We start from the raw sequence: 21761 nt of genomic DNA, 5'->3' as shown, positions 1-21761 counted from the left end.
GCACCCGATGTGTGGTGAAGAGTTGCAGTTCAGCTCACGAACAGAAGAAGGAGCTCCACGTGATCATCCTCGGCATCATCTTGCTGATCATTGGCCTGCTGGTCGCCAGCCTGAAGGTCCTCGTGACCATCGGTGCCATCCTTATCGTGGTCGGGCTCGTCCTGGCCGTCCTCGGTGGCACGGGCCGTGCCATCGGTGGCAGGAAGCACTGGTACTGATCGTTGGCCGGAGCACCTCGTGCGGCCCTCGCCGACCCCAAGTGGGTTTCGGCGGGGGCCGTTCGTCGTTCCTCACTAGAGTGGCCGGTATGCCGCCTGCCCAGGACGGTCGCGACCGGTCCCCCACCCTCGGGACAGCCCTCCGGCCCTTGCGCGACTGCGCGCGCGATGGCGCCGACGAGGTGCTCTCCCACCTGCCGGATCTCGGCGACCGCGAGCTGCAGTCGGCGGTCGACGCCTACCTCGACCAGGTGGCCGACCTCCTGCGCGAGGTCGACGCCTCGGCCTCCGAGGTCGCGGACCGCCTCGACCTCGCCACCCCCAGCAAGGCGGCGCCCGAGCCGACCGCGAGGCCGACCGCGTCCGCGGGGGGCCGACCGCGCGCGTCGAGGGAGACCGCACGGTGAGCGCCGTGGCCGGCGACGCGGCATCCTGCTCTCGCGTCGGTGGCTCGCTGCGCCGGCTCGCCGCGTCGCTGCGCACCGAGGCGCGGGCTGTCGACGCTGTCGTGGCGCAGGCACGCGAGGAGCCCCGGCCGGGCGCCGTCGTGGTGCGCTCGCTGCGCCGGGCCGGGAGGCTCGGCGACGCCGCTGCGGCCGCGGCCCACGAGCTCGACCGGGTCGGGTCCGTCCTGCAGGACCACGCGGCCGACCTCGCGGAAGCCGTTGCCGACGCCCGACGGCTGGAGGCGCGGGCCGAGGCCGCGGGCCTGCGGGTGGTCGACGGCGTGGTGGCTCCGGTCTGGGGCGTCAGCGGTCTCGCCGACGTCGCCGCGACGGCGGACCGGGAGCAGGTCCGTGCCGAGCTGCAGCGCGAGCTCGACCAACTCCGCCACGTGCTGGCCGCGCGGCGCCAGCGGCTGGCATCGGCCGTCACCGCCTCGACGGACGTCCTGGCCGGGCACGCCGACGGGCTGCGCCGGTGACCACCGACGGGTTGTGCCGATGAGCGCCGTCGACCTCAACGCCGACCTGGCGGAGTCCTACGGCCGGTGGGAGCTCGGTGACGACCTCGCCATGCTCGAGGTCGTCACCAGCGCCAACCTGGCCTGCGGCTTCCACGCCGGCGACCCCTCGACGCTGTTGCGCGTGTGCCGCGCGGCGGCTGCCGCCGGGGTGCGGGTCGGCGCACAGGTCAGCTACCACGACCTCGCTGGCTTCGGACGCCGCTTCATCGACGTCGACCCGGCCGAGCTCACCGCCGAGATCGTCTACCAGGTGGGCGCCCTCGACGCGCTGGCCCGTGCCGCCGGCACCAGCGTCGGCTACGTCAAGCCGCACGGCGCCCTCTACAACGCCGTCGTGAGCCACGAGCGCCAGGCGGCCGCCGTGGTGGAGGCGGTCTGCCTCGTCGACCCGACGATGCCCCTCGTCGGACTGCCGGGGGCGGCCTCCCTGCGGCTGGCCCGAGCCGCCGGCCTGCCCACGGTCACCGAGGCGTTCGCCGACCGCGCCTACCAGCCCGACGGCACGCTGGTGCCGCGCTCGCGGCCCGGCGCAGTGCTCGACGACCCCGACGTCGTGGCTGCCCGGGTCGTCGAGCTCGTCGTCGAGGGGTCGCTCACCGCTGCTGACGGCAGCCGGGTCGAGGTGCAGGCGGACTCGGTCTGCGTCCACGGCGACTCACCGGGTGCGGTCGCGATGGCGACCGCTGTCCGTCGTGCGCTCGAGTCGGCCGGGGTCGACGTCCGGGCGTTCGTGCCGCCGCGCGAGGGCTGATGCCCCGGCGACTGCTGTCGTACGGCGAGCGGGCCCTCCTCGTCGAGCTGGAGGACCTGGCCGCCGCGCTGGCCGTGCACGCGCTGGTCCTGCGCGACGAGGCGCTGGAGGGGCTGGCCGACGCCGTCCCCGGTGCGTGCACCGTGGTGCTCGTCGCGGACACCCCGGCATCCCTGCCGGCCGTACGGGCAGCAGCCGAGCGCGCGCTCGCCCACCTCACACGCGTGGACCCGCGCGTCGATGATGCTGCCAAGCAGGCCGATCCACCGTCCGAGCCCGAGGTCGTCGAGGTGCCGGTGCACTACGACGGCGACGACCTCGACGAGGTCGCCGAGCACACGGGACTCACGCCCGAGGAGGTCGTCGACGCGCACACGGGCCAGGCCTGGCAGGTCGGGTTCGTGGGGTTCGCCCCAGGCTTCGCCTACCTGGTCGGCGGCGACCCACGACTGCGGGTACCGCGCCGGTCGAGCCCGCGCCCGCGCGTTCCCGCCGGCGCGGTGGGCCTTGCCGACGAGTACAGCGGGGTCTACCCCCGGACCTCGCCCGGTGGGTGGCAGCTGGTCGGGCACACCGACGTGGCGCTCTGGAACCTGGACCGTGACCCACCCGCGCTGCTGCGGCCAGGCCTCCGCGTGCGCTTCACCGACGCTGACGACGCCGCAGTCCCTCGCGCCGCAGGCGCCCCGTCGTCGGCGGGTGACCCTCCGTCGGAGGGTGCCCTCTCGTCGGCGGGCGACCCGCTGACCTCCGCCGACGGTCCGGACCCCGTCGGGCCCTGGCTGGAGGTGCTGGACCCGGGCATCCTCTCGCTGGTCCAGGACGGCGGGCGGCCAGGACTGGCGGCGCTGGGCGTCGGGCCGTCCGGCGCCGCGGACCGTGCGGCGTTCGCGCTCGGCGCCCGGCTCGTGGGGCAGGACGCGGCAGAGGCCGCGGTCGAGGTGCTGGGGGGCCTGGTCGTGAGGGCCCACGGCAGCGTCACCGCGGTGGTGACCGGTGCGCCGTGCCCGGTCCTCGTGGACGACCGCCCCATGCCGTGCAACGCCCCCGTCCTCGTCCGCGCCGGCCAGGTGCTCCGGATCGGGCGACCGAGCTCGGGGCTCCGCTCCTACCTCACGGTCCGCGGAGGCATCGCCACCACTGCAGCCCTCGGATCGCGGTCGCACGACACCCTCGCCGGCCTGGGTCCGCCCCCGCTGCGTGCCGGCGACCGGCTGGTCGTGGGACCGCGGCGGGGCCACCTACTCGTCGACATCGCGCCGGTCGACCAGCGGACCCCCGGCACCGTCGTCCTCGACGCCCTCCCCGGCCCGCACCTGCACTGGCTGGCCGAGACCGCACAGGTCGACGCCCCGACCTGGACCGTGGCGGCCGACAGCGACCGCGTGGGCGTCCGGCTGGCCGGGGCGGCGCTGGTCCGTGGCGCGGCCCACCGGGAGGCAGAGGTGCCCAGCCAGGGGCTGGTGCGCGGCGCCGTACAGGTCCCTGCCGACGGTGTGCCCGTCGTCTTCCTCGCCGACCACCCGGTGACCGGCGGCTACCCCGTCGTCGCCGTCCTGACCGAGCGCGCCTCCGACCACGCTGCGCAGCTCGCACCGGGCCAGGCGGTGCGGCTGCGGCTCCTCGCCGCGCGGGGTCGTCGCTGACGTCGCTACGCTGGCGCGGTCCGCCGCCAGGCCCTGGGGGGCCCGGCGGCATCGCCCCTTCCGAGGAGAGACGCATGAAGATCGCCACCACGATGGACTACGCAGGCACCCCTGAGGAGGTGTTCGCGGTGCTGTCCGACCAGGCCTTCCAGGAGGCCAAGTGCGCTGCCACCGCAGCCATCAAGTACACGGCGGCGGTGAAGGCCAACGGCGGCGGCGCCACCATCACGACCGAGCGCATCCTCCCCGCCGACGGCCTGCCCGACTTCGCCCGGAACATGGTGGGCGAGACGCTCAAGGTCGTCGAGACGCAGACCTGGGGCGCGGCTGCCGCCGACGGCAGCCGCAGCGGCACCGTCGAGATGTCCGTGGCCGGTGTCCCCGTCGCCCTCAACGGCACGCTGGCCCTCGGCCCGGGCGGCGCCGGCACCGTGGAGAAGCTCGACGCCGAGCTCAAGGCCAAGGTGCCGCTCATCGGCGGCAAGATCGAGAAGGCCGCGGCCCCGCCGATTGAGGAGGCCATCGACATCGAGGCCGCCACCGTCAAGGAGTGGCTCGCGCGCTGACGCACCTCCCCGCCCGGCCACACCGGGTACGCGAAAGGCTCGGAACCGCAACGGTTCCGAGCCTTTCGTCGTATGGCACGCCTCAACGCGGGGCGGCACTCAGCCCATGTGGGGGTAGCCGTGCGACTTCGGCGGGTCGAACGTCTCCTTGATGGAGCGGGCGCTGGTCCAGCGCAGCAGGTTCTGCGCGGCACCGGCCTTGTCGTTGGTGCCCGACGCACGACCACCGCCGAACGGCTGCTGCCCGACGACGGCACCGGTCGGCTTGTCGTTGACGTAGAAGTTGCCGGCGGCGAACCGCAGCCGCTTCGTGGCGTCGGCGATGGCCATCCGGTCCTGGGCGATGATCGAGCCGGTCAGGCCGAACGGCGCGAAGGACTCCATCTGGTCGAGGACCTTGTCGTACTGGCGGTCCGGGTAGACGTGCACCGACAGGATCGGGCCGAAGTACTCGGTGCGGAACGACTCGTCGGTGGGGTCGTCGACCTCGAGGACGGTCGGGCGCACGAACCAGCCCTCGCTGTCGTCGTAGGTGCCACCGGCCACGACGTCCACGCCGGCCGAGGCGTGCGCGCGGTCGATCGCGTCCTTGTGCTTGGCGAACGCCCGGTCGTCGATGACGGCGCCCATGAAGTTGGACAGGTCGGTGACGTCACCCTGGGTGAGCCCGTCGGTGATCGAGACCAGGTCGGCCTTGATCTTCTTCCACAGCGAGCGCGGGACGTAGGCCCGGGAGGCGGCCGAGCACTTCTGGCCCTGGAACTCGAACGCGCCGCGGATCATGGCCGTGCGCAACACATCCGGGTCCGCGGACGGGTGGGCGAGGATGAAGTCCTTGCCGCCGGTCTCGCCGACGAGCCGCGGGTAGGTGCGGTACTTCGGCAGGTTGGCGCCGACCTCCTGCCACAGGTGCTGGAACGTCGGCGTCGAGCCGGTGAAGTGGATGCCCGCGAGGTCGGGGTCAGCGAGCGCCACCTTCGAGACGTTGAGGCCGTCGCCGGTGACGAGGTTGATGACGCCCGGCGGCATACCCGCCTCCTCGAGCAGCGCCATGGTGAGGTGCGCGGCGAACTGCTGTGTGGGGCTGGGCTTCCAGACGACGGTGTTGCCCATGAGGGCGGGGGCGGTCGGGAGGTTGCCGGCGATGGCTGTGAAGTTGAACGGCGTGATCGCGTAGACGAAGCCCTCGAGCGGGCGGTGGTCGGTGCGGTTCCAGATGCCCTTGGCGTTGAGCGGCGGCTGCTCGGCGAGGATCTGGCGGGCAAAGTGGACGTTGATGCGCCAGAAGTCGATGAGCTCGCACGCCGCGTCGATCTCGGCCTGGTAGGCCGTCTTGCTCTGGCCGAGCATCGTGGCGGCGTTGAGGTGGGCGCGCCACGGACCCGACAGCAGCTCGGCGGCCTTGAGCAGGATCGCCGCCCGGTCGTCGAACGAGAGCTCACGCCAGCCGGGGGCCGCGGCCTTGGCGGCGTCCACCGCGGCCTGGGCGTCGCCGAGGGTGGCGTTGCGCATGGTGCCGAGGACCTTGCGCCGCGCGTGCGGCTGGCGCACGTCGATCTTCCGACCGGTGCCCATGACCCGCTTGCCGGCGATGGTGTGCGGAAGGTCGATGCTCGTGCTCCCCAGCTCGGCCAGCGCCACCTCCAGCGACGCGCGCTCGGGGCTGCCGGGCGCGTAGTCGAGGACGGGTTCGTTGACGGGGGTGGGCACCTGGGTGACGGCATCCATGGCGGGGAGCTCCTCGGGTTGCTTCGACGGTGGTCGGACGGCGGAAGGGCGCACCTATGGTGTCACGTATGCCGAGCAGCCCCCACCACGCCGACGACGCATCCCTCGCCTACCGCTGGGCCGGTCCGGCGGACCCCGCCACGCCCACCCTCGTCCTGCTGCACGGCCTCGGCGACTCCGGCGACTGCTGGCCCGACGCGGTACGCCGGTGGTCCCCCACGCACCGCGTCGTGGGCGTCGACGCCCTCGGCCACGGGCGCTCGCCGCGGTTCACCCCTGAGCAGCTCGCGGCACCTGACCCCATGGAGGAGATGTATGCAGCGACGGAGCGCACTCTCACGGAGGTGGTGACCGCGCACGGGGGCCCTGTCGTGCTGGTCGGGCACTCGATGGGTGGCGGGATCGCGGCGGCTCTGGCCGCGCGTCGCCCCGACCTCGTGGCGGCGGCCGTCCTGGAGGACCCCGCCTGGCGCGACCCGGCCGAGCGGGTGCAGCCTCGGGACGTCGTCCGGGAACGGGTCGCGGACTGCCTCGCCTTCGTCGAGCACCTCGACGCCGAGCTCGAGAAGGGCCGCGCCGACAACCCCACCTGGCCCGAGGCCGAGCTCGAGCCGTGGGCCCGGTCCAAGACCGAGGTCGACCTCGGCTTCCTCGAGCTGGGCATCGCCAACCTGCTCGAGCCCTGGGACGACATCGCCGCCGCCATCACGGTCCCCACGCTGGTGCTGCTCGCCGGGCGCGGTGGCCCGGTGTCACCGCAGGCGCGTCGCCGGGCGGTGGAGCTCGACAACCCCCACCTGGACCTGCACGTGGTCGCCGGAACCGGTCACTGCATCCGCCGGGACGACGCCGACGCCTACCACGCCCTGGTCGACCCGCTCCTGGCCCAGCACGCCCACTGAGCACGCCCACTGAGCACGCCCGCTGAGCCCGCGTTCCGGGGCGGTCTCCGACCTCAGGATCTCGCCGTGGTCAGAGCAGGCGCAGGACCTCGTCGAGCTCGGTGACGTCGTACCAGAGCAGGTCGTCCATGCCGTCGTCACCGGCCGTCTCGTCGACGTGGAAGGAGACGACGCGAGCCAGCGGCAGTGCTTCGGCAACCAGCACCCCGGCCAGGTCGTCACCCGGTCTCGGTGAGACCCAGGCAGGGTCGACGTCGGCGGCCAGGACGACGCGCTTGCGGGCGGGGCCGCTCTGCGCACGGGCCGCTGCGGCGAGCGCCTCGCCCATCGCTGCGTACTCCCACTCCTCCTCGTCGCCGGCCGGTTGCGAGCGCTCGAGCCGCTCGGTGACGGCGAACGCCGCGATCGGTGGCGATGCCACCTCGCGCTCGCTCGCGAGCCGGCGGACGCCCTCGGCGTCCAGGGGGAGGTAGATCCGGGTCTGGGTCATCCCACGTCCTCGTTGAGTCGTCCAACATCTTCGAAAGCGGAGCGGTCGGGCAGTGGTGCGGGGTCGTGCAGGGCCACCGCCGACGTCCGCAGGGACGTCTCGATGACACGTGGGCGCCGGGTGACGTCCATGAGGTTGGAGCCGAAGGCTTCCAGGTCCTCCTCGCCGGGACCGAGCATGGTCACCTCGGCACCGTCGGCGTGCACCCGTGCCAGCTCGCGCAGCGCGCGCAGGGTGACGCGGTTGCGCCACTGGCGCTCCACCCGCGTGCGCCACTGGGTCGGCGCGTCCTTCACGAAGCTCACCTGCGGGGCCAGCACGTACACCTCGTCGAGCCCCCTGCCCACCATGAGGTCGAGGTTGGTCGAGGACCAGGCACCGCCGTCGATGTAGCGGTGCTCGCCGATGCGGACCGGCTGGTACCACCCGGGGATCGCGCACGAGGCCATCACGGCGGGCGCGAGGTCGACCGCCGGCGCCTCCGGTCGGCCGAAGGGCACGCGGGCGCCGGTGTCGAAGTCGAGCGCCACGACGGTCACCCCGGTGCGTGGCGCCCACCCGGACGGGACGACGTGACCGACCAGGGCGCCGACGGCCTCGATGCTGCCCCGGCCCTCGGGGAGGATGGCCGAGAGGACGGCGGTAGGGGGCAGCGAGCGCAGGTGGAGGGCGTTGCGGCGCAACAGCTCTCGTGACCCCAGCGCCATCCGCGGTCGGCCTGGGCGGTCGCCGCCGGTGTCGCGCTCGTAGTTCCACGAGTACCCGGCCAGCGGCCCGACGTCGATGTCGCCGACGAGCTGGTGGTGCAGCAGGTCGGTGACGGACACGCCCGCGCCGACCAGGGCGGCCACGACCGATCCCGCCGACGTGCCGACGACCTCGTCGAACTCGCGCACGTCGACGCCCAGCTCGTCCTGCAGCGCCGACAGTGCACCCACCATCCAGGCTGCCCCGAGCACGCCGCCCCCACCGAGCACCAGGCCTCGGCGTGGAGCAGCGGTCCGACGCGCCGGGCTCATCTCGACGGCGACCGGTGGCTGTCGAGGAGCTCGGCGAGGGAGTCGACGATGCTCTGGCCTAGGACGTCGACGTCCGGCATGGAGTCGCGGTCGCCGTTGAGGCCGTAGTAGACCCCGCCGTCGTAGGACGTGAGCCCGATCGACAGCGCCTGCCCCCGGGCCAGGGGCATCACGGGGTAGGTCGACAGCATCCGTGCGTCCCCGGCGTACAGGGTGTGCTGCGGGCCGGGCACGTTGGTGATGACGACGTTGAACAGGCGCCGCGAGACGGCCGAGCCCAGCCGCGCCCCGAGCGAGTGCAGGGTCGGTGGGGCGAACCCGGCGAGGCCTGCGAGCGACTCGGCGCCGACCGCCTGACCGCCCTCCATCTGCTGGCGCATCGCGAACGCGATCTGGTGCAGCCGCATCGAGGGGCCTGGCTCCCCCACGGGCAGGTCGACGAAGCAGGCGGTCAGGCGGCTACCCACGTGCCGTGCCTCCGCGTCGTACATGCTCACGGGCACCATCGCGCGCACGGTCGTGCCGGAGTGCACCGCCTCGCCCCGCGTGAGCAGCCACGAGCGGAATGCGCCCGAGATCGTCGCGAGCACCACGTCGTTGATGCTGACGTCGTCGGCGTAGCGCCCGCGCGCCAGCCTGCTGCGGACCTTGCGGTAGTCCTCGAGGTCGGTGCCGATCATGACGTAGCGGCGCGCCTCGCCCACGTGCGCGTTGAGCGGCGAGTGGGGGGCGGGCCGGGCGGCGGTCCGGGCCAGCGTCGACACTACGTCACCCGCAGCCGACAGCGCCCGGTTGCCGACGGCCTTGACGTCGACGATGCCGCCGCGGATGTTCTCGACGATCTCGCTGGGGCGCCGTACGGCGTCGACGAGCGCACCGGTGAGCAGCTCGACGTCGCTCGGCTCCCGCGAGGGCCGCCACGTGTCGGTGACCAGCCCCTCGGCCGCGGGGTCACCGTCGACGATGACGTGCGCGATGTCGACGGCGTTGATCCCGTCGACGAGGGCCTGGTGGGACTTGGTGACGATCGCGAAGCGGCCGTGCTCGAGCCCCTCGACGAGGTAGACCTCCCACAGCGGTCGCTTGCGGTCCAGGGCCCGCGGCTGGATCCGCGCGACGAACTCCTGCAGCTGCTCGTCCGTGCCCGGCTTGGGCAGCGCCGAGCGGCGCACGTGGTAGGTGACGTCGAAGTTCTCGTCGTCGACCCAGACCGGGTTGGCGAGCCGGCCGGGGATCTGCCTGATCCGCTGTCTGTAGCGCGGCACGAAGGCGATCCGCGTCGAGATGAGCTGCACCAGCCGGTCGTAGTCGAAGCCCTCCTCCGGCGGGTCGAACACCATCACGGACCCGACGTGCATCGGCGTGGTCGACTCCTCGAGGTAGAGGAACGACGCGTCGAGGGAGCTCAGGCGGTCAGGCACCCCCACATCGTGGCAGAACCCGCTGTCTAGACTTCGATTCGTGACGAAGATGACGCTGCGCACGACGACTCCGTATGCCGCCGGGCTGGTGCTCGCCCTCGGCCTCACCGCCTGTGGAGGCGACGACTCGGCGGTCTCGGGGTCCACGACGTCGAGCTCCTCGACGTCCTCGTCATCCCCCTCGTCGTCCTCGTCCTCGTCCTCGTCCTCGTCGTCGTCCAGCTCCGCCAGCCCGGCGTCCCGGGGCCGCGGGCTGACGATCACCATCACCGGCAAGAAGGTGGTGCCCGCCCCCGCCACCGTCGACCTCGCCGTCGGCGAGCAGCTCACCCTCGTGGTCACCAGCGACCACGACGACGAGCTGCACCTGCACGGCTTCGACGTCGAGGACAAGCTCAAGGCGGGCGTGCCGACGACCGTGACGGTGACCGGGAAGGACCCGGGCATCTACGAGGTCGAGACCCACGAGCCGCCCCTGCGGCTGCTCAAGATCGCGGTCCGGTGACCCCAGCCGTCGGGCCCCTCGCGATGCTGCCGGCCCACGGCGTGGGGTCGCGCGAGGACCTGCCCCTGCCGTTCCACCTGCTGCTGGTCGGCGCCGGACTCGCCCTCGTCGTGTCGTTCGTCGCCCTGGGCGCGCTGTGGAAGCAACCCCGCCTGCGCCGCGAGGACGGCCGCCTGCTGCCGATCATGGTGTCGCTGGCGCTGGACTCGGCGCCCGTGCGGGCAGTCTTCGTCGCCCTCTCGCTGGTCATCACCGGATGGACCCTGGTCGCACTCGTCGCAGGCGCCGACACCGCGAACAACCCCGTGCCCAGCGTCGTCTACGTCTGGCTCTGGGTCGGGCTGGCGTTCTCCTCCATGCTGTTCGGTGGCTACTGGAGGCTCGTCAACCCGGTGCGCTGGCTGCGTCGCGGGCTGCTCGCCCTCGGCCGCATCGAGGAGGACTTCGCGCTGACGGAGTACCGGCTCGGGTACTGGCCGGCCGCGGCCGGGCTGCTCGCCTTCGCGTGGCTGGAGCTGGTCGCGCCGAACAACGCCGACCTGCTGACGATGCGCATCGCGGTCTTCGGCTACCTCCTGGTCAGCCTGGTGCTCGGCCTCGCCTTCGGGCCGGCCTACCTGCGCACCGGCGACCCCTTCACCGCCTGGTCCTCCCTCTACGGCACACTCAGCCCGCTCGGCCGCCGCGCCGACGGTCGCTGGGTGCTGCGGACGCCGCTGCACGGCCCGCTGATGATCGACGCGCAACCGGGCCTGCTCGCGGTGATCTCGGTGATGCTGGGGACCACCGCCTACGACGGCTTCTCCGGCGAGACCCGCTGGTACTCCTTCGTCCAGTCCTCCAGCCTCCCTGCCGCCTTCTGGGAGACGACCGCGCTGGTCACATTCTGCCTCGTGGTGGCTGGTTCGCTCGCCCTGACCGCCGTGCTCTCCGCACGGTTGGCAGGGGTGTCGCCGCGCGGGGTCGCCAGCGCGTTCGCGCCGTCACTGGTGCCCATCGCCGCCGGGTACCTCATCGCCCACTACTGGTCGCTGTGGGTCTGGGAGGGCACGCACGGGCTGGCGAAGATGTCCGACCCCCTCGGCACCGGCGCCAACCTGCTCGGGACGGCAGGTCTCGAGGCACCGCAGTCCCTCATCGCCCCCGGGTTCGTCGCCGGCGTCCAGGTCGTCTCGATCATCACCGGGCACGTGCTCGGCGTCGTGCTGGCCCATGAGCGGGCCGTCGCGCTGTTCCCGCGGCGGGCGGCCGTCCTCGGTCAGCTCCCGCTGCTCGCCCTCATGGTCGTCTACACCGTGGGTGGCCTGACGCTGCTCTTCAGCTCCTGACCCGTCCGTCGTGGTGTTCAGCGGCGACGCCGCCGGCGGCGGTAGCGCGGCTCCACCGCGGCATACGCCTCGGTGAGCCCGACGAACGCGCGGCGCAGCTCGCTCGCCGGTGCGTACTCTGCCAGCGACTTCCCGGCGAACATGGCGCCGTCGAGGGTCGCCTGGTCCCAGGGCAGGTAGCTCAGCTCCTCCATCCCGGCGAACCGTCCGAGCGCCTCGGCGATGCGGCGCTCGGGCCGCGAGCCGACGGCCGAAGCGCGCACCTTGTTGACGACGACCCGCGGCGATGCCGGTGACGGGACCGAGGCGAGGTCCTGCACCGCCCTGACCAGCCGCTGCAGGCCGATGGGGTCACCGGAACCGACGACGAGCAGGTCGTCCGCCGACTCCAGCGCGACGAGGGTGGCGGCGTTGCGGCGGGGCGCGAGGGTGTCGTAGGAGAGCTCCTCGTCATCCTCGACGCAGAAGCCGCAGTCCACGACGACGTAGGCCCCGAGCTGCCGGGCGACCTCGACCACGTGTGCCACGGAAGCAGCCCTCAGCTCGGTCCAGCGGTCGGCGCGCGGGATCCCGGTGAGGACCCGCAGGTCCGGGGTGACCTCCGGCGCGAGCCGCGCCAGGGCCATGAGGTCGAGCGTGCCCTGGTCGGCCGCCCGGCACGCGGCTGCCATCCCCGGCGCCTCGTCGAGCAGGCCGAGTGCCTGGGCCACCGACGAGCCGTAGGTGTCGCAGTCGACGAGCAGGGTGGGCCCGTGCACCGCCAGCTCCGCGGCCAGGTTGAGGGCGACCGTGCTGCGCCCCGGTGCGCCGGCAGGTCCCCAGACGGCGATGACCCGGCACGGCGCCTCGGGCGGGGCGGGCAGGTCCGGCACGTCGGGTGCCTCCCCCTGCGCGTCGGCAGCCGGTCCGTCCTGGGTCAGGTGCGCGCCGTGGGCGAGGACCAGGCCGTCGCGGACGAGGCCGTCGAGGAGGTCCTCGAGCTCCGGTGCCGTGATGTCGGTGCGCACCACCACGTCGAGACCCAGCTGCCGCAGCCGACGCTCGCCCAGCTCGTCCCCGGGCTCGGTCACACCCCCGACCACGACGCCGTGGCTGGCCAGCTCGTGCAAGGCGCTGCGGTCCAGGGCACGAAGGTCCGGGGAGACCAGGGCCACCTCACCCAGCCCGGCGGCCGCAGCCGCGAGGAGGTCCGGCAGGTCCGCGCACCGCCGGGCGACGGCGTACTCGGCCGTGGCCCCCAGCGCAGTGACGAGGTCGGACTCGCCGGGGCCGGTCAGTGCCGTGACGACCGGGTGGCTCACTGGTCGGCCTCGGCGGTGCCGCCCGGCACCGCCACGAGGGTCACCCGGGCGCCCGCGTCGACCTGGCCGATGATGTCCTTGATGCGGGACGAAGGCGCCATCACCTGCACGGGACGATCGCCCCCGGCACCACCGGAGAGCCCTCCCGCGGCCTTCGGCAGGCCCCCGACGGAGACGCCGGCAAGCGCCAGCTCGGGACCGGTGAACTTGGTCGCCCCCGTCGCGGCCGGGTCGACGGGGTTGACGTAGACGTCGACCCTGCTGCCCACGGTCAGGGTGGCGACGGACCCCGCGTCGACGGAGAGCACCAGCGGCTGCACCCCGACCTGCTCCCGGCTGCCGACCGCCACGCGCGGGACGAGCTCGCCCTCGCCCACCTCCCGGAGGACGAAGCGCCCCGGCGCCAGCCCGGAGTCGGCCGGGAGGTACTGGTTCGTCCTGGAGCCCAGCTGCACGTCGACGCGCGTGAGGTCGTCGGCGCTGAGGGGGCGGCCGGGGACCAGCGGCCCACGGGCGGCATACACCGGAGTGCGGTCGTCGGCGGACGACACGACCACCGAACCGAGCGCCACCGAGGCGAGCACGAGCACCAGCCCGACGACCAGTCTCGCGTCGCGCCATCCCGGCTTCTGCAGTCGTCGTGCGCTGGGCACCGGCAGGTCACTCACGTCGTCGTCCCCCTACGGCATGGTTTGCCCGGCTTTGGGCAGCCGGCGGAGCCATCATGGCGCAGGGCAGCGGGTTGCCGCCCAGCGAATCCACAGGTTCGGGGTCATCCACAGGCCTTGGGCGCCAACTCCCCCAAACGGCTGACAATGAGAGACTTTGGCGATCGACCGGACGCGGACACACCGACATGGTAAAAATTTGGTCAAGGGACGCCATGGTTCCGTCAAGAGCAGTCGATGGCAGGTAAAGACAGGGGGCCCATGATGGCCAAGCGGTTCATCCAGTTGTCAGAGGTGTCCGAGATCCTCGACATCTCCTCGGCCCAGGCCTACGCCCTGGTCCGGTCCGGAGAGCTCCCGGCCATCAAGGTCGGCGGACGCGGCCAGTGGCGCGTCGAGGTCGCCGAGCTCGAGACGTACATCCAGCGGATGTACTCCGAGACCAAGACCTTCGTCGCCGCACACCCGTTCGGCCAGGGCACCGACTGACCGGAGCCCGATGGTGCGAGCCCGGACCCTCGCGGCCCGGGCTCGCAGCGTGAGGGCTCAGGTCGCGCTGACGACCACGACGGCCTCGAACGGGACGAGTCGGCGGCCCGTGAGGTTCTCCGGGCGCCGGGGCAGGTCGGCTGCGTGCTCGGAGAGGTCGAGCACGTCGCGGCCGACCCCGTCGATCGTGCCGGTGACGCCCGCCCCCGAGTGGTCGGTCACCGTCACGACGGCCCGGTCGCGGCTCAGGCCGCGCAGCGCGTAGCCGAACCCGAACGAGCGGCCCATCGCTGACCCACCCGTCCGGCCGCTGAGGCCGGTGACCGCGGCGAGGCCCCCGAAGGGCACGAGCGCCATCCGCCCGGCCTCACCGGTCAGGAGCACCCACCCGTCGCCGACGTCGGCGACGCGTCCGCTGAGCGTCGTGCCGGTACGCAGCCCGAGCCCGACCCGGGCGTCGCCTGCAGCGCCCAGCCGCTCGTAGAGACCCAGCGCCGCCCTCTCCCGGCGCGTGCGGTCGGCCACCTCGGCATCGAGCTCGCGGCGCACCTCGGCATCCCACTGCGCCGACAGGTCGCCGAACAGCTCGTCCCACCGCATGCGCCATCCCCCTTGTCGCCGTGCCCATCATGTCGAGCCGCGTCCGAGCCCACCCGACCCCCGCTGGTGACTGTAGTAGGCACCCATTGCGTTCGCCAACGCACCTTGCTACGTTCGAACACAAGCAAACGTTAGCAAATGCATGTTTTAGGGGGTCGACATGAGCAGGCGACGAGAAGACCACGGAGGACGCCGTGGGGTGACGACGGCACGGGTGGCCGGAGCGGCGACGGTGGCCGGGGCTGCGACGCTGGCCCTGCAGGTGGGGCTGGTGGCGGCGACCCGCTGGGCGTGGCACGCGGTCGCCGCTCCCGGGCCGGCGACCCTCGACGAGGTGCTCGGCCTCACGGCCTCCGCGGGCGCCGCCGCACTGGTGCTCTGGTGGGGGCTGGGGACCTTGGTCGCGGTCGGGTCCCACCTGGAGGGGCGAGCGGGTCGATGGTGCGGCCGCCTCGCCGCTGGCGCCGCGCCCGCGGCGTCCCGTCGCGTCGCCGCAGCACTCCTCGGTGTCGCCGTGGGTGGCGCACTGGCGCCCGCCGCCGCCATGGCCTCGACGACGGCCCCACCCCTGACCACCACCATGCCCAGCACCCTGACCACCACGACGACCACGGTCGCTGCGGGCCCGGAGTGGTTGCCGACCGCACCGAACGAGCGCGCGACGACCGACCAGGACGCCCCGGCACCCCGCTCCGCCCACGGCGAGCGCGGAAGCCGCCCGGCCACCGATGGCCCCGCACCCTCCCCCACCACCGGGCGCGGAGACGGTGCCGACGCGCCGGGCTGGACCCCGACGCGCCCGGTGCAGCGCCCGCAGGCGCCGGTCGAGGTGCTCGGGCTGCGCCCGGGTGCCCGCGCCACCGCCGACGAGGTGGTCGTCCACCGCGGCGACACGCTGTGGAGCATCGTGGCGCGCCAGCTCGGGCCCGAGGCCTCCGACGCCGAGGTCGCCGCAGCGTGGCCTGCCTGGCACGAGGCGAATCACTCGGTCATCGGGGACGACCCCGACCTGCTGGTGCCCGGCCAGCAGCTGCGCGCTCCTGCGGCGACGGTGAGCGCCCGGTGAGCGCCGTGGCCCGGCAAGAACAGCGACCGAACGCGGGTGCTGCCGCGCCGGCACCCTCGGCCCTGACGCCCCTGCGGATCCTGCCGACCCCTCGCCACCGGCCACCGGTGATCGCGGAGACCGACGACGACTGGCGCACTCCGGTGACCCGTGGCCCGCACTACGTGCAGGACGCCCTCGCCGTGGACTTCAGCCTGCGCAGCGATGCGGAGATCTTCGGCGAGCAGCCCACCCGGCGCGACGACCTCCCCGACCCGCGCGAGTGGGGGGGCCACCTCGCCCAGGCCCTCGTCGAGGTGATGGGCGGCGTGCGCCCCGCGCCGCAGGTGCTGCGGTGGACCACGCCCGAGGTCTACGCCGTCGTGGCGCGGCGGGCGGCGGTCTCGGCCCGCCGCGGCATGCCGCCGACGCGGCGTACGGTCGTGCGGAGCCTGCGGGTGTGCGAACCGGCGGACGGCGTCGCCGAGGTGAGCGCAGTCGTGGTCGACGGCGGCCGGGTCCGGGCGCTCGCCCTGCGGCTGGTGGGCCTCGACGGCCGGTGGCGGGTCGAGGCGCTCCAGGTGGGGTGACCCGGAGACGGACGCGGACGGCGCCGCACCCTGGTGGGTGCGGCGCCGTCATGCTGGGGCGTGGCGCTTGCCGCGCGGTCAGCGCCCGGTGGCGCGTGGAACCGTGGTCAGTCCTTCGCGCCGTGGCACATCTTGAACTTCTTGCCCGAGCCGCAGGGGCACGGACCGTTGCGCGAGGCGCCCTCGAGCTGCTCGGGGGTGAGCTGGTCGTCGACCGAACCGCCCCGCTGCTCGACCTCGCCGGTCTCGCCCGGTGCCGAGTACTGGAGCTCGCTGGTACGGCGCACGGGCTGCTCGAGGCCCTTGGCCCGGAACGCCGGCGTGCGCTCGCCCGAGGACTGCGGCTCGCCCGCGGCCGGCGCGCCGACCTCGGCGGGAACCGGCTCCCCGTGCTCGTGGTCGTGCTCGTGCCCGGCGTGATCGTGGTCGTGGTCGTGACCGGCGTGGTCGTGACCGGCGTGGTCGCCGTCCCCGCCCAGGTTGGCCCCGGCGAGCATGTCGGAGACGCTCATCGGCTGGACCGCCGGCGCCTGCTCCTGCGGCTGGTCGACGTCGACCTGCACGTTGAACAGGTAGCCGACCGACTCCTCCTTGATGGACTCGTTCATGGCCTCGAAGAGCTGGAAGCCCTCGCGCTGGTACTCCACGAGCGGGTCGCGCTGGGCCATCGCGCGCAGGCCGATGCCCTCCTGGAGGTAGTCCATCTCGTAGAGGTGCTCGCGCCACTTGCGGTCGAGCACGGACAGGACCACGCGCCGTTCGACCTCACGCATGACCTCCTCGCCGAGCTGCTCCTCGCGGGCGTCGTAGGCGTGGTGGGCGTCGGAGGTGATCTGCTCGCGCAGGACGTCGGCGGTCAGGGCCTCGCGGCCACCGACCGACTCGATGAGCTGGTCCGGGGTGATCGACACCGGGTACAGCGTCTTCAGCGCGGCCCAGAGGCGGTCGAGGTCCCAGTCGTCGGCGAAGCCCTCGGCCGTCTCGGCGTCGACGTAGCCGCCGACGACGTCGTTGATGAAGTGGCGGATCTGCTCGTGCAGGTCCTCACCCTCGAGCACGCGGCGACGCTCGTCGTAGATGACGGTGCGCTGGCGGTTGAGGACGTCGTCGTACTTGAGGACGTTCTTGCGGATCTCGTAGTTGCGGCCCTCGACCTGGCCCTGCGCGCTCTGGATGGAGCGGCTGACCATCTTGGACTCGATCGGGACGTCGTCCTCCATCTTGGCCGTGGTCATGAACCGGTCGACCATCGCCGCGTTGAACAGGCGCATGAGGTCGTCCTGCAGCGAGAGGTAGAACCGGGACTCGCCGGGGTCTCCCTGGCGGCCGGAGCGTCCACGCAGCTGGTTGTCGATGCGCCGCGACTCGTGGCGCTCGGTGCCGAGGACGTAGAGCCCGCCGAGGCCGCTGACCTCGTCGTGCTCGGTCTGGACCGCGGCCTCGGCCTTGGCCAGCGCCTCGTCCCAGGCTGCCTCGTACTCCTCCGGGGTCTCCTCCGGGTCGAGGCCCTGCTGCTTGAGGGTGGCGACGGCCATGAACTCGGGGTTGCCGCCGAGCATGATGTCGGTACCGCGTCCGGCCATGTTGGTCGCGACGGTCACGGCGCCCTTGCGGCCGGCCTGGGCGACGATGGCCGCCTCACGCTCGTGCTGCTTGGCGTTGAGGACCTCGTGCGGGACGCCGCGGCGGCGCAGCTGGTCGGACAGGTACTCGCTCTTCTCGACCGAGACGGTGCCGACGAGGACGGGCTGGCCCTGCTCGTAGCGCTCGACGAGGTCGTCGACGACGGCGGTGTACTTGGCCTCCTCCGTCCGGTAGACGAGGTCGGGCTGGTCCTTGCGGATCATCGGCCGGTTCGTCGGGATCGGGACGACGCCGAGCTTGTAGATCGAGTTGAGCTCGGCGGCCTCGGTCTGGGCCGTGCCCGTCATGCCGGAGAGCTTGTCGTACATGCGGAAGTAGTTCTGCAGGGTGATCGTGGCGAGCGTCTGGTTCTCGTTCTGGATCTCGACGCCCTCCTTCGCCTCGATCGCCTGGTGCATCCCCTCGTTGTAGCGGCGCCCAGCGAGCATGCGGCCGGTGTGCTCGTCGACGATGAGGATCTCGCCGTTCATGTTGACGTAGTCCTTGTCCCGCTTGAACAGCTCCTTCGCCTTGATGGCGTTGTTGAGGTAGCCGATGAGCGGGGTGTTGACGGACTCGTAGAGGTTGTCGATGCCGAGGTAGTCCTCGACCTTGGCGATGCCGGCCTCGAGGACACCGACGGTCTTCTTCTTCTCGTCGACCTCGTAGTCGCCCTCGCCGGACTCGAGCTCGCCGCGGGTCAGGCGCTGGGCGATCTTGGAGAACTCGACGTACCACTTGGTGGCGGCGTCGGCCGGGCCGCTGATGATCAGCGGGGTGCGGGCCTCGTCGATGAGGATGGAGTCGACCTCGTCGACGATGGCGAAGTTGTGGCCGCGCTGCACCAGCTCGTCCATGGACCAAGCCATGTTGTCCCGCAGGTAGTCGAAGCCGAACTCGTTGTTGGTGCCGTAGGTGATGTCCTTGGCGTACTCGACGCGGCGCTCGGCGGGCGTCATCGACGCGAGGATGACGCCGGTCTCGAGGCCGAGCATGCGGTGCACGCGGCCCATGAGCTCGGACTGGTACTCGGCGAGGTAGTCGTTGACCGTGACGACGTGGACGCCCTTGCCCTCGAGCGCGTTGAGGTAGGACGGCAGAGTCGCGACCAGGGTCTTGCCCTCACCGGTCTTCATCTCGGCGACGTTGCCCAGGTGCAGGGCAGCCCCACCCATGAGCTGGACGTCGAAGTGGCGCTTGCCCAGGGTGCGCTTGGACGCCTCACGAACCGCCGCGAAGGCCTCGGGCAGGATGTCGTCCAGGGTCTCGCCGTCGGCGAGGCGCTTGCGGAACACATCGGTCTCGGCGCGCAGCTCGGCGTCGGTGAGGCCCGCGAGGTCCTCCTCGATGGAGTTGACCTGCGCGGCGATGCCATGGAGCTTCTTGACGATGCGGCCTTCACCGGCGCGCAGCAGTCGTTCGACGATCTTGGACACGCAATATCTCCTGAAGTTCTGATCTCCTGCTACGCCCGGAAGATCGCAGCCGTGGACGTCCGGGTGGCAACGGCCCGACCTAGGCTAGTCGAGTCGGTGCGCGCCTGTGGACGCCCCGGGGTGGTGAATGGTCCCCGGTCGGCGAACGCGTCGCCCCCCGAGCAGGTTCCGGCGACGTGCCGAGCGCGCCGGGGAGGACCTTGGGCCCTGTGCGGGGAGGGGTAACCGGTCGACCATGGCACGAGGGCGGCAGCCCACCGCCCGCGGACGAGCCGAGGTCGAGATGGTCCGTGCAGCAGCAGTCATGGCGGCGTCGCCGCACGTCGTCCACTGGGGTTGGTTCCGCATCGAGCTGGCCAACCTGCTGATCATCCTGGCGATGGTCGTGGTGTTCGTCATCGCCATGGTGGTCCCCTTCGGGCGCTCTGCCTGGGCCCGGGACGACTCCGGGGACCGGCCGTGAGCGGCGCCGGCGCCGCAGCCCGGCGAGAGACTGCCCGCCGACCTGCGGACAGCTGGACCCGGGCCCTGCGCGAGCGCATCGAACGCACGGTGCCACCTGGCCAGGCCCTGCCCGACCGCCAGCCCGTCTTCGTGTCGTCGTGGATCTACGTGTTCGGGGTGCTGACGGTGGCCTCGCTGGTCGTCGTGGTGGCGACCGGCTGCGTCCTGGCCGTCGGCGGAGTCGCCTGGTGGCACGTGTCGTCGCTGGGCCACTTCGTCAACTCGCTGCACCTGTGGAGCGTGGAGCTGTTCTTCGGCTTCATGGTCATCCACCTGTGGGGCAAGTTCTGGATGGCCGCCTGGCGGGGCGGGCGCCTGCTGACCTGGGTCACCGGCGTCATCGCCTTCGTGACCTCCATCGGCACCGCCTTCACCGGGTACCTGTCGCAGTCCAACTTCGACTCCCAGTGGATCAGCGCCGAGGCCAAGGACGGCATCAACGCCATCGGCGTGGGCGCCTGGTTCAACGTGCTCAACCCCGGGCAGATGCTCCTGTGGCACGTCGTCCTGCTGCCCCTCGCGATCGGCCTCATCACGGTGCTGCACGTCGTGCTGGTCCGCCGCCACGGCGTCGTGCCGCCCATCGACGCGAGGGACGGTGAGTGAGGTGGCCACCCACACCCCCACGAGGCCTCGACAGACCCGGCCGGGCCGGCCGCACCCCGTCGCGACGCGGACCCCCGACTCGCACTCGTTCGCCACACGGCCGTACGACCTCGTCAAGGAGTTCGTCGTCGCGCTGGCCGTCGTGGCCCTGCTCACCGCCGCCCTCGCCGCCGTGTTCTCCTCCCCGGACGAGCGCTCGATCACGATGTCGGGCTGGGCGCAGGCGGCACCGGCCGACGTCGTGGCGACGGCGACCTCCGAGCTGGCCGGCACCAGCGTCAGCGCCACCTACGGCGCGCCGTACAACACCGCCTCCGAGGGCCAGAAGGTCCTGGGCATCCCCCTGCAGAAGTGGGGCGGGGTGCGCATCCCGGTGGACTCCGCCGCACTGGTGCTCGACCCGCTGACGCGGGCCGCCGCCGACGCGCCGACGAAGGCGGCGCTGGCCGCCTGGCGGAGCGCCCCGGCCGGCACGCGCACGGCGTGGGCCACGGCGTACGGCGACGCGCTGGCCAAGGCACCCGACGGCAACCCCGCAGCCGTCGCCTCCGGCAGCTACGGCCCGGTCCCGGTGCTGGCGCAGTCGTTCCTGGCGGTCGCGCGCAGCGGCGGCCTGGAGGGCCAGCTCGCCGCGTCGGGCAACTTCTACGGCGGTGACCAGACGCGCACGATCCTCCTGCTCAGCGACGGCGCCTACCTCGAGGACACCGCCCGCGCCCAGCAGCTCGGCGGCGACCAGTGGGGGATGATGAACGAGACGGGCAACTACCCCGGCCAGCCGTGGATGTGGCTCTACACGTTCTGGTACCAGGTCGCACCGTTCTCGACCTCGGACAACGCCGACGCGCAGGTCTGGGGCCTGATGATGGTGCTGACGCTGGGCCTGATGTTCCTGCCGCTGATCCCTGGGCTGCGTGACGTCCCGCGGCTCGTCCCGGTGCACCGCCTCATCTGGCGGGACTGGTACCGCGAGCACCCGCCGGTCCGTCGCGACCGTCCCGCCCCCAAGACAGGGGACGAGCCCGGCCGCTGAGGTCAGGGGGCGACCAAGTCCTGGTAGTCGGGGTGCTGGTCGATCCACGCCGACATGAACGGGCACAGCGCCACCACGTCGTGCTCGCCCCGCGCCCGGATGTCGTCGAGGGTCCCGCGGGCCAGGGCGCTCCCGACGCCCTTGCCCTCGTAGGCGTCGTCGACCTCGGTGTGCGTGAGCACGAGGTGGCCGCGCGAGATCCGGTAGGCAGCGAAGCCCGCGAGCTCTCCGTCCAGCCACGCCTCGTACCGCTGCTCGTCGGGGTTGGGCCGCACCTCCACGTCGCTCATGCCCCACAGGGAAGCACGGCTGTCAACCGCACCGG

At 72.6% G+C, this 21761-nt stretch carries 24 protein-coding genes; 15 read left to right on the top strand and 9 right to left on the bottom strand.

The annotated features are described in order from the left end of the window. Window positions 1-59 precede the first annotated feature (59 nt). The 6 genes from ASG70_RS19590 (at window position 60) to ASG70_RS04430 (ending at window position 4148) form a co-directional block, all read left to right on the top strand. Window positions 60-218 (top strand): DUF6131 family protein, encoded by a 159-nt coding sequence (locus ASG70_RS19590; RefSeq protein WP_200949181.1) that lies wholly within the window; start codon window positions 60-62, stop codon window positions 216-218. A gap of 89 nt (window positions 219-307) precedes the next feature. Continuing rightward, complete coding sequence (locus ASG70_RS04450; RefSeq protein WP_056882620.1) at window positions 308-625, top strand: hypothetical protein; 318 nt, start codon at window positions 308-310, stop codon at window positions 623-625. Further along, complete coding sequence (locus ASG70_RS04445) at window positions 622-1143, top strand: hypothetical protein (RefSeq protein ID WP_056882619.1); 522 nt, start codon at window positions 622-624, stop codon at window positions 1141-1143. Before ASG70_RS04450 ends, ASG70_RS04445 begins: the two co-directional genes overlap by 4 nt. 19 nt (window positions 1144-1162) lie before the next feature. Then, on the top strand, window positions 1163-1936 hold the full coding sequence (locus ASG70_RS04440) for a LamB/YcsF family protein (protein WP_056882618.1): 774 nt from the start codon (window positions 1163-1165) through the stop codon (window positions 1934-1936). Next, entirely contained in the window at window positions 1936-3582 is a 1647-nt protein-coding gene (locus tag ASG70_RS04435) for a 5-oxoprolinase/urea amidolyase family protein (RefSeq protein WP_056882617.1), read from the top strand. The genes ASG70_RS04440 and ASG70_RS04435 overlap by 1 nt, the downstream gene beginning before the upstream one ends. 74 nt (window positions 3583-3656) lie before the next feature. Beyond that, window positions 3657-4148, top strand: coding sequence for a DUF2505 domain-containing protein (locus ASG70_RS04430; protein WP_056882616.1), 492 nt, complete (start codon window positions 3657-3659; stop codon window positions 4146-4148). 99 nt (window positions 4149-4247) lie between these two features. Here the strand turns inward: ASG70_RS04430 and pruA are convergent, their stop codons facing one another. Further along, window positions 4248-5876: an L-glutamate gamma-semialdehyde dehydrogenase gene (gene pruA / locus ASG70_RS04425; protein ID WP_056882615.1), complete on the bottom strand. Its 1629-nt coding sequence runs from the start codon at window positions 5874-5876 to the stop codon at window positions 4248-4250. Between the two features lie 68 nt (window positions 5877-5944). On the opposite strand from pruA, the gene ASG70_RS04420 reads away from it, so the two are divergent. Next, entirely contained in the window at window positions 5945-6778 is an 834-nt protein-coding gene (locus tag ASG70_RS04420) for an alpha/beta fold hydrolase (protein WP_056882614.1), read from the top strand. A gap of 70 nt (window positions 6779-6848) precedes the next feature. Here the strand turns inward: ASG70_RS04420 and ASG70_RS04415 are convergent, their stop codons facing one another. The 3 genes from ASG70_RS04415 to ASG70_RS04405 are packed head-to-tail and all read right to left on the bottom strand — an operon-like array spanning window position 6849 to window position 9708. Continuing rightward, the gene (locus ASG70_RS04415) at window positions 6849-7268 is read right to left on the bottom strand and encodes a hypothetical protein (protein WP_056882613.1); all 420 of its coding nucleotides are present in this window, start codon (window positions 7266-7268) and stop codon (window positions 6849-6851) included. Continuing rightward, on the bottom strand, window positions 7265-8287 hold the full coding sequence (locus ASG70_RS04410; protein WP_082590082.1) for a patatin-like phospholipase family protein: 1023 nt from the start codon (window positions 8285-8287) through the stop codon (window positions 7265-7267). The genes ASG70_RS04415 and ASG70_RS04410 overlap by 4 nt, the downstream gene beginning before the upstream one ends. Then, complete coding sequence (locus tag ASG70_RS04405) at window positions 8284-9708, bottom strand: wax ester/triacylglycerol synthase family O-acyltransferase (protein ID WP_056882745.1); 1425 nt, start codon at window positions 9706-9708, stop codon at window positions 8284-8286. The genes ASG70_RS04410 and ASG70_RS04405 overlap by 4 nt, the downstream gene beginning before the upstream one ends. Before the next feature lie 49 nt (window positions 9709-9757). Between ASG70_RS04405 and ASG70_RS19585 the strand changes: the two genes are divergently transcribed. Both ASG70_RS19585 and ASG70_RS04395 read left to right on the top strand, forming a co-directional pair. After that, window positions 9758-10213 carry a hypothetical protein gene (locus tag ASG70_RS19585; protein WP_235531346.1) on the top strand — a complete coding sequence of 152 codons (456 nt, stop codon included), beginning with the start codon at window positions 9758-9760 and terminating at the stop codon, window positions 10211-10213. Then, window positions 10210-11541, top strand: coding sequence for a hypothetical protein (locus ASG70_RS04395; protein ID WP_235531331.1), 1332 nt, complete (start codon window positions 10210-10212; stop codon window positions 11539-11541). The genes ASG70_RS19585 and ASG70_RS04395 overlap by 4 nt, the downstream gene beginning before the upstream one ends. Window positions 11542-11558: 17 nt before the next feature. On the opposite strand, the gene ASG70_RS04390 is transcribed toward ASG70_RS04395, so the two are convergent. Both ASG70_RS04390 and ASG70_RS19830 read right to left on the bottom strand, forming a co-directional pair. Further along, complete coding sequence (locus ASG70_RS04390; RefSeq protein ID WP_056882610.1) at window positions 11559-12842, bottom strand: hypothetical protein; 1284 nt, start codon at window positions 12840-12842, stop codon at window positions 11559-11561. Beyond that, window positions 12839-13510 carry a hypothetical protein gene (locus ASG70_RS19830; RefSeq protein ID WP_056882609.1) on the bottom strand — a complete coding sequence of 224 codons (672 nt, stop codon included), beginning with the start codon at window positions 13508-13510 and terminating at the stop codon, window positions 12839-12841. Before ASG70_RS19830 ends, ASG70_RS04390 begins: the two co-directional genes overlap by 4 nt. A 264-nt stretch (window positions 13511-13774) precedes the next feature. On the opposite strand from ASG70_RS19830, the gene ASG70_RS04380 reads away from it, so the two are divergent. Beyond that, on the top strand, window positions 13775-13999 hold the full coding sequence (locus tag ASG70_RS04380) for a helix-turn-helix domain-containing protein (RefSeq protein WP_056882743.1): 225 nt from the start codon (window positions 13775-13777) through the stop codon (window positions 13997-13999). A gap of 57 nt (window positions 14000-14056) precedes the next feature. Here the strand turns inward: ASG70_RS04380 and ASG70_RS04375 are convergent, their stop codons facing one another. Then, window positions 14057-14599, bottom strand: coding sequence for a hypothetical protein (locus ASG70_RS04375; protein ID WP_056882608.1), 543 nt, complete (start codon window positions 14597-14599; stop codon window positions 14057-14059). A 199-nt stretch (window positions 14600-14798) separates the two neighbouring features. Between ASG70_RS04375 and ASG70_RS04370 the strand changes: the two genes are divergently transcribed. Beyond that, window positions 14799-15665 (top strand): LysM peptidoglycan-binding domain-containing protein, encoded by an 867-nt coding sequence (locus ASG70_RS04370; RefSeq protein WP_056882607.1) that lies wholly within the window; start codon window positions 14799-14801, stop codon window positions 15663-15665. Between the two features lie 107 nt (window positions 15666-15772). Continuing rightward, window positions 15773-16234, top strand: a complete 462-nt coding sequence (locus ASG70_RS04365) for an Rv3235 family protein (protein ID WP_156399810.1) — start codon at window positions 15773-15775, stop codon at window positions 16232-16234. A 107-nt stretch (window positions 16235-16341) separates the two neighbouring features. Here ASG70_RS04365 and secA read toward each other — a convergent pair whose 3' ends face one another. After that, window positions 16342-19293: a preprotein translocase subunit SecA gene (gene secA, locus ASG70_RS04360; RefSeq protein WP_056882606.1), complete on the bottom strand. Its 2952-nt coding sequence runs from the start codon at window positions 19291-19293 to the stop codon at window positions 16342-16344. Window positions 19294-19528: 235 nt separating this feature from the next. Here secA and ASG70_RS04355 point away from each other — a divergent pair, with 235 nt between their 5' ends. The 3 genes from ASG70_RS04355 to ASG70_RS04345 are packed head-to-tail and all read left to right on the top strand — an operon-like array spanning window position 19529 to window position 21436. Further along, window positions 19529-19756, top strand: a complete 228-nt coding sequence (locus tag ASG70_RS04355; protein WP_056882605.1) for a hypothetical protein — start codon at window positions 19529-19531, stop codon at window positions 19754-19756. After that, window positions 19753-20403 (top strand): cytochrome b N-terminal domain-containing protein, encoded by a 651-nt coding sequence (locus tag ASG70_RS04350; RefSeq protein WP_056882604.1) that lies wholly within the window; start codon window positions 19753-19755, stop codon window positions 20401-20403. Before ASG70_RS04355 ends, ASG70_RS04350 begins: the two co-directional genes overlap by 4 nt. Window position 20404: 1 nt before the next feature. Then, window positions 20405-21436, top strand: a complete 1032-nt coding sequence (locus ASG70_RS04345) for a hypothetical protein (protein ID WP_056882603.1) — start codon at window positions 20405-20407, stop codon at window positions 21434-21436. A gap of 2 nt (window positions 21437-21438) precedes the next feature. On the opposite strand, the gene ASG70_RS04340 is transcribed toward ASG70_RS04345, so the two are convergent. Beyond that, window positions 21439-21726 carry a GNAT family N-acetyltransferase gene (locus ASG70_RS04340; protein WP_056882602.1) on the bottom strand — a complete coding sequence of 96 codons (288 nt, stop codon included), beginning with the start codon at window positions 21724-21726 and terminating at the stop codon, window positions 21439-21441. Window positions 21727-21761: the final 35 nt, after the last annotated feature.

The organism is Phycicoccus sp. Soil748 (assembly GCF_001428025.1).
Taxonomy (GTDB): domain Bacteria; phylum Actinomycetota; class Actinomycetes; order Actinomycetales; family Dermatophilaceae; genus Pedococcus.
This window is presented reverse-complemented; position numbering and strand designations above follow the sequence as displayed.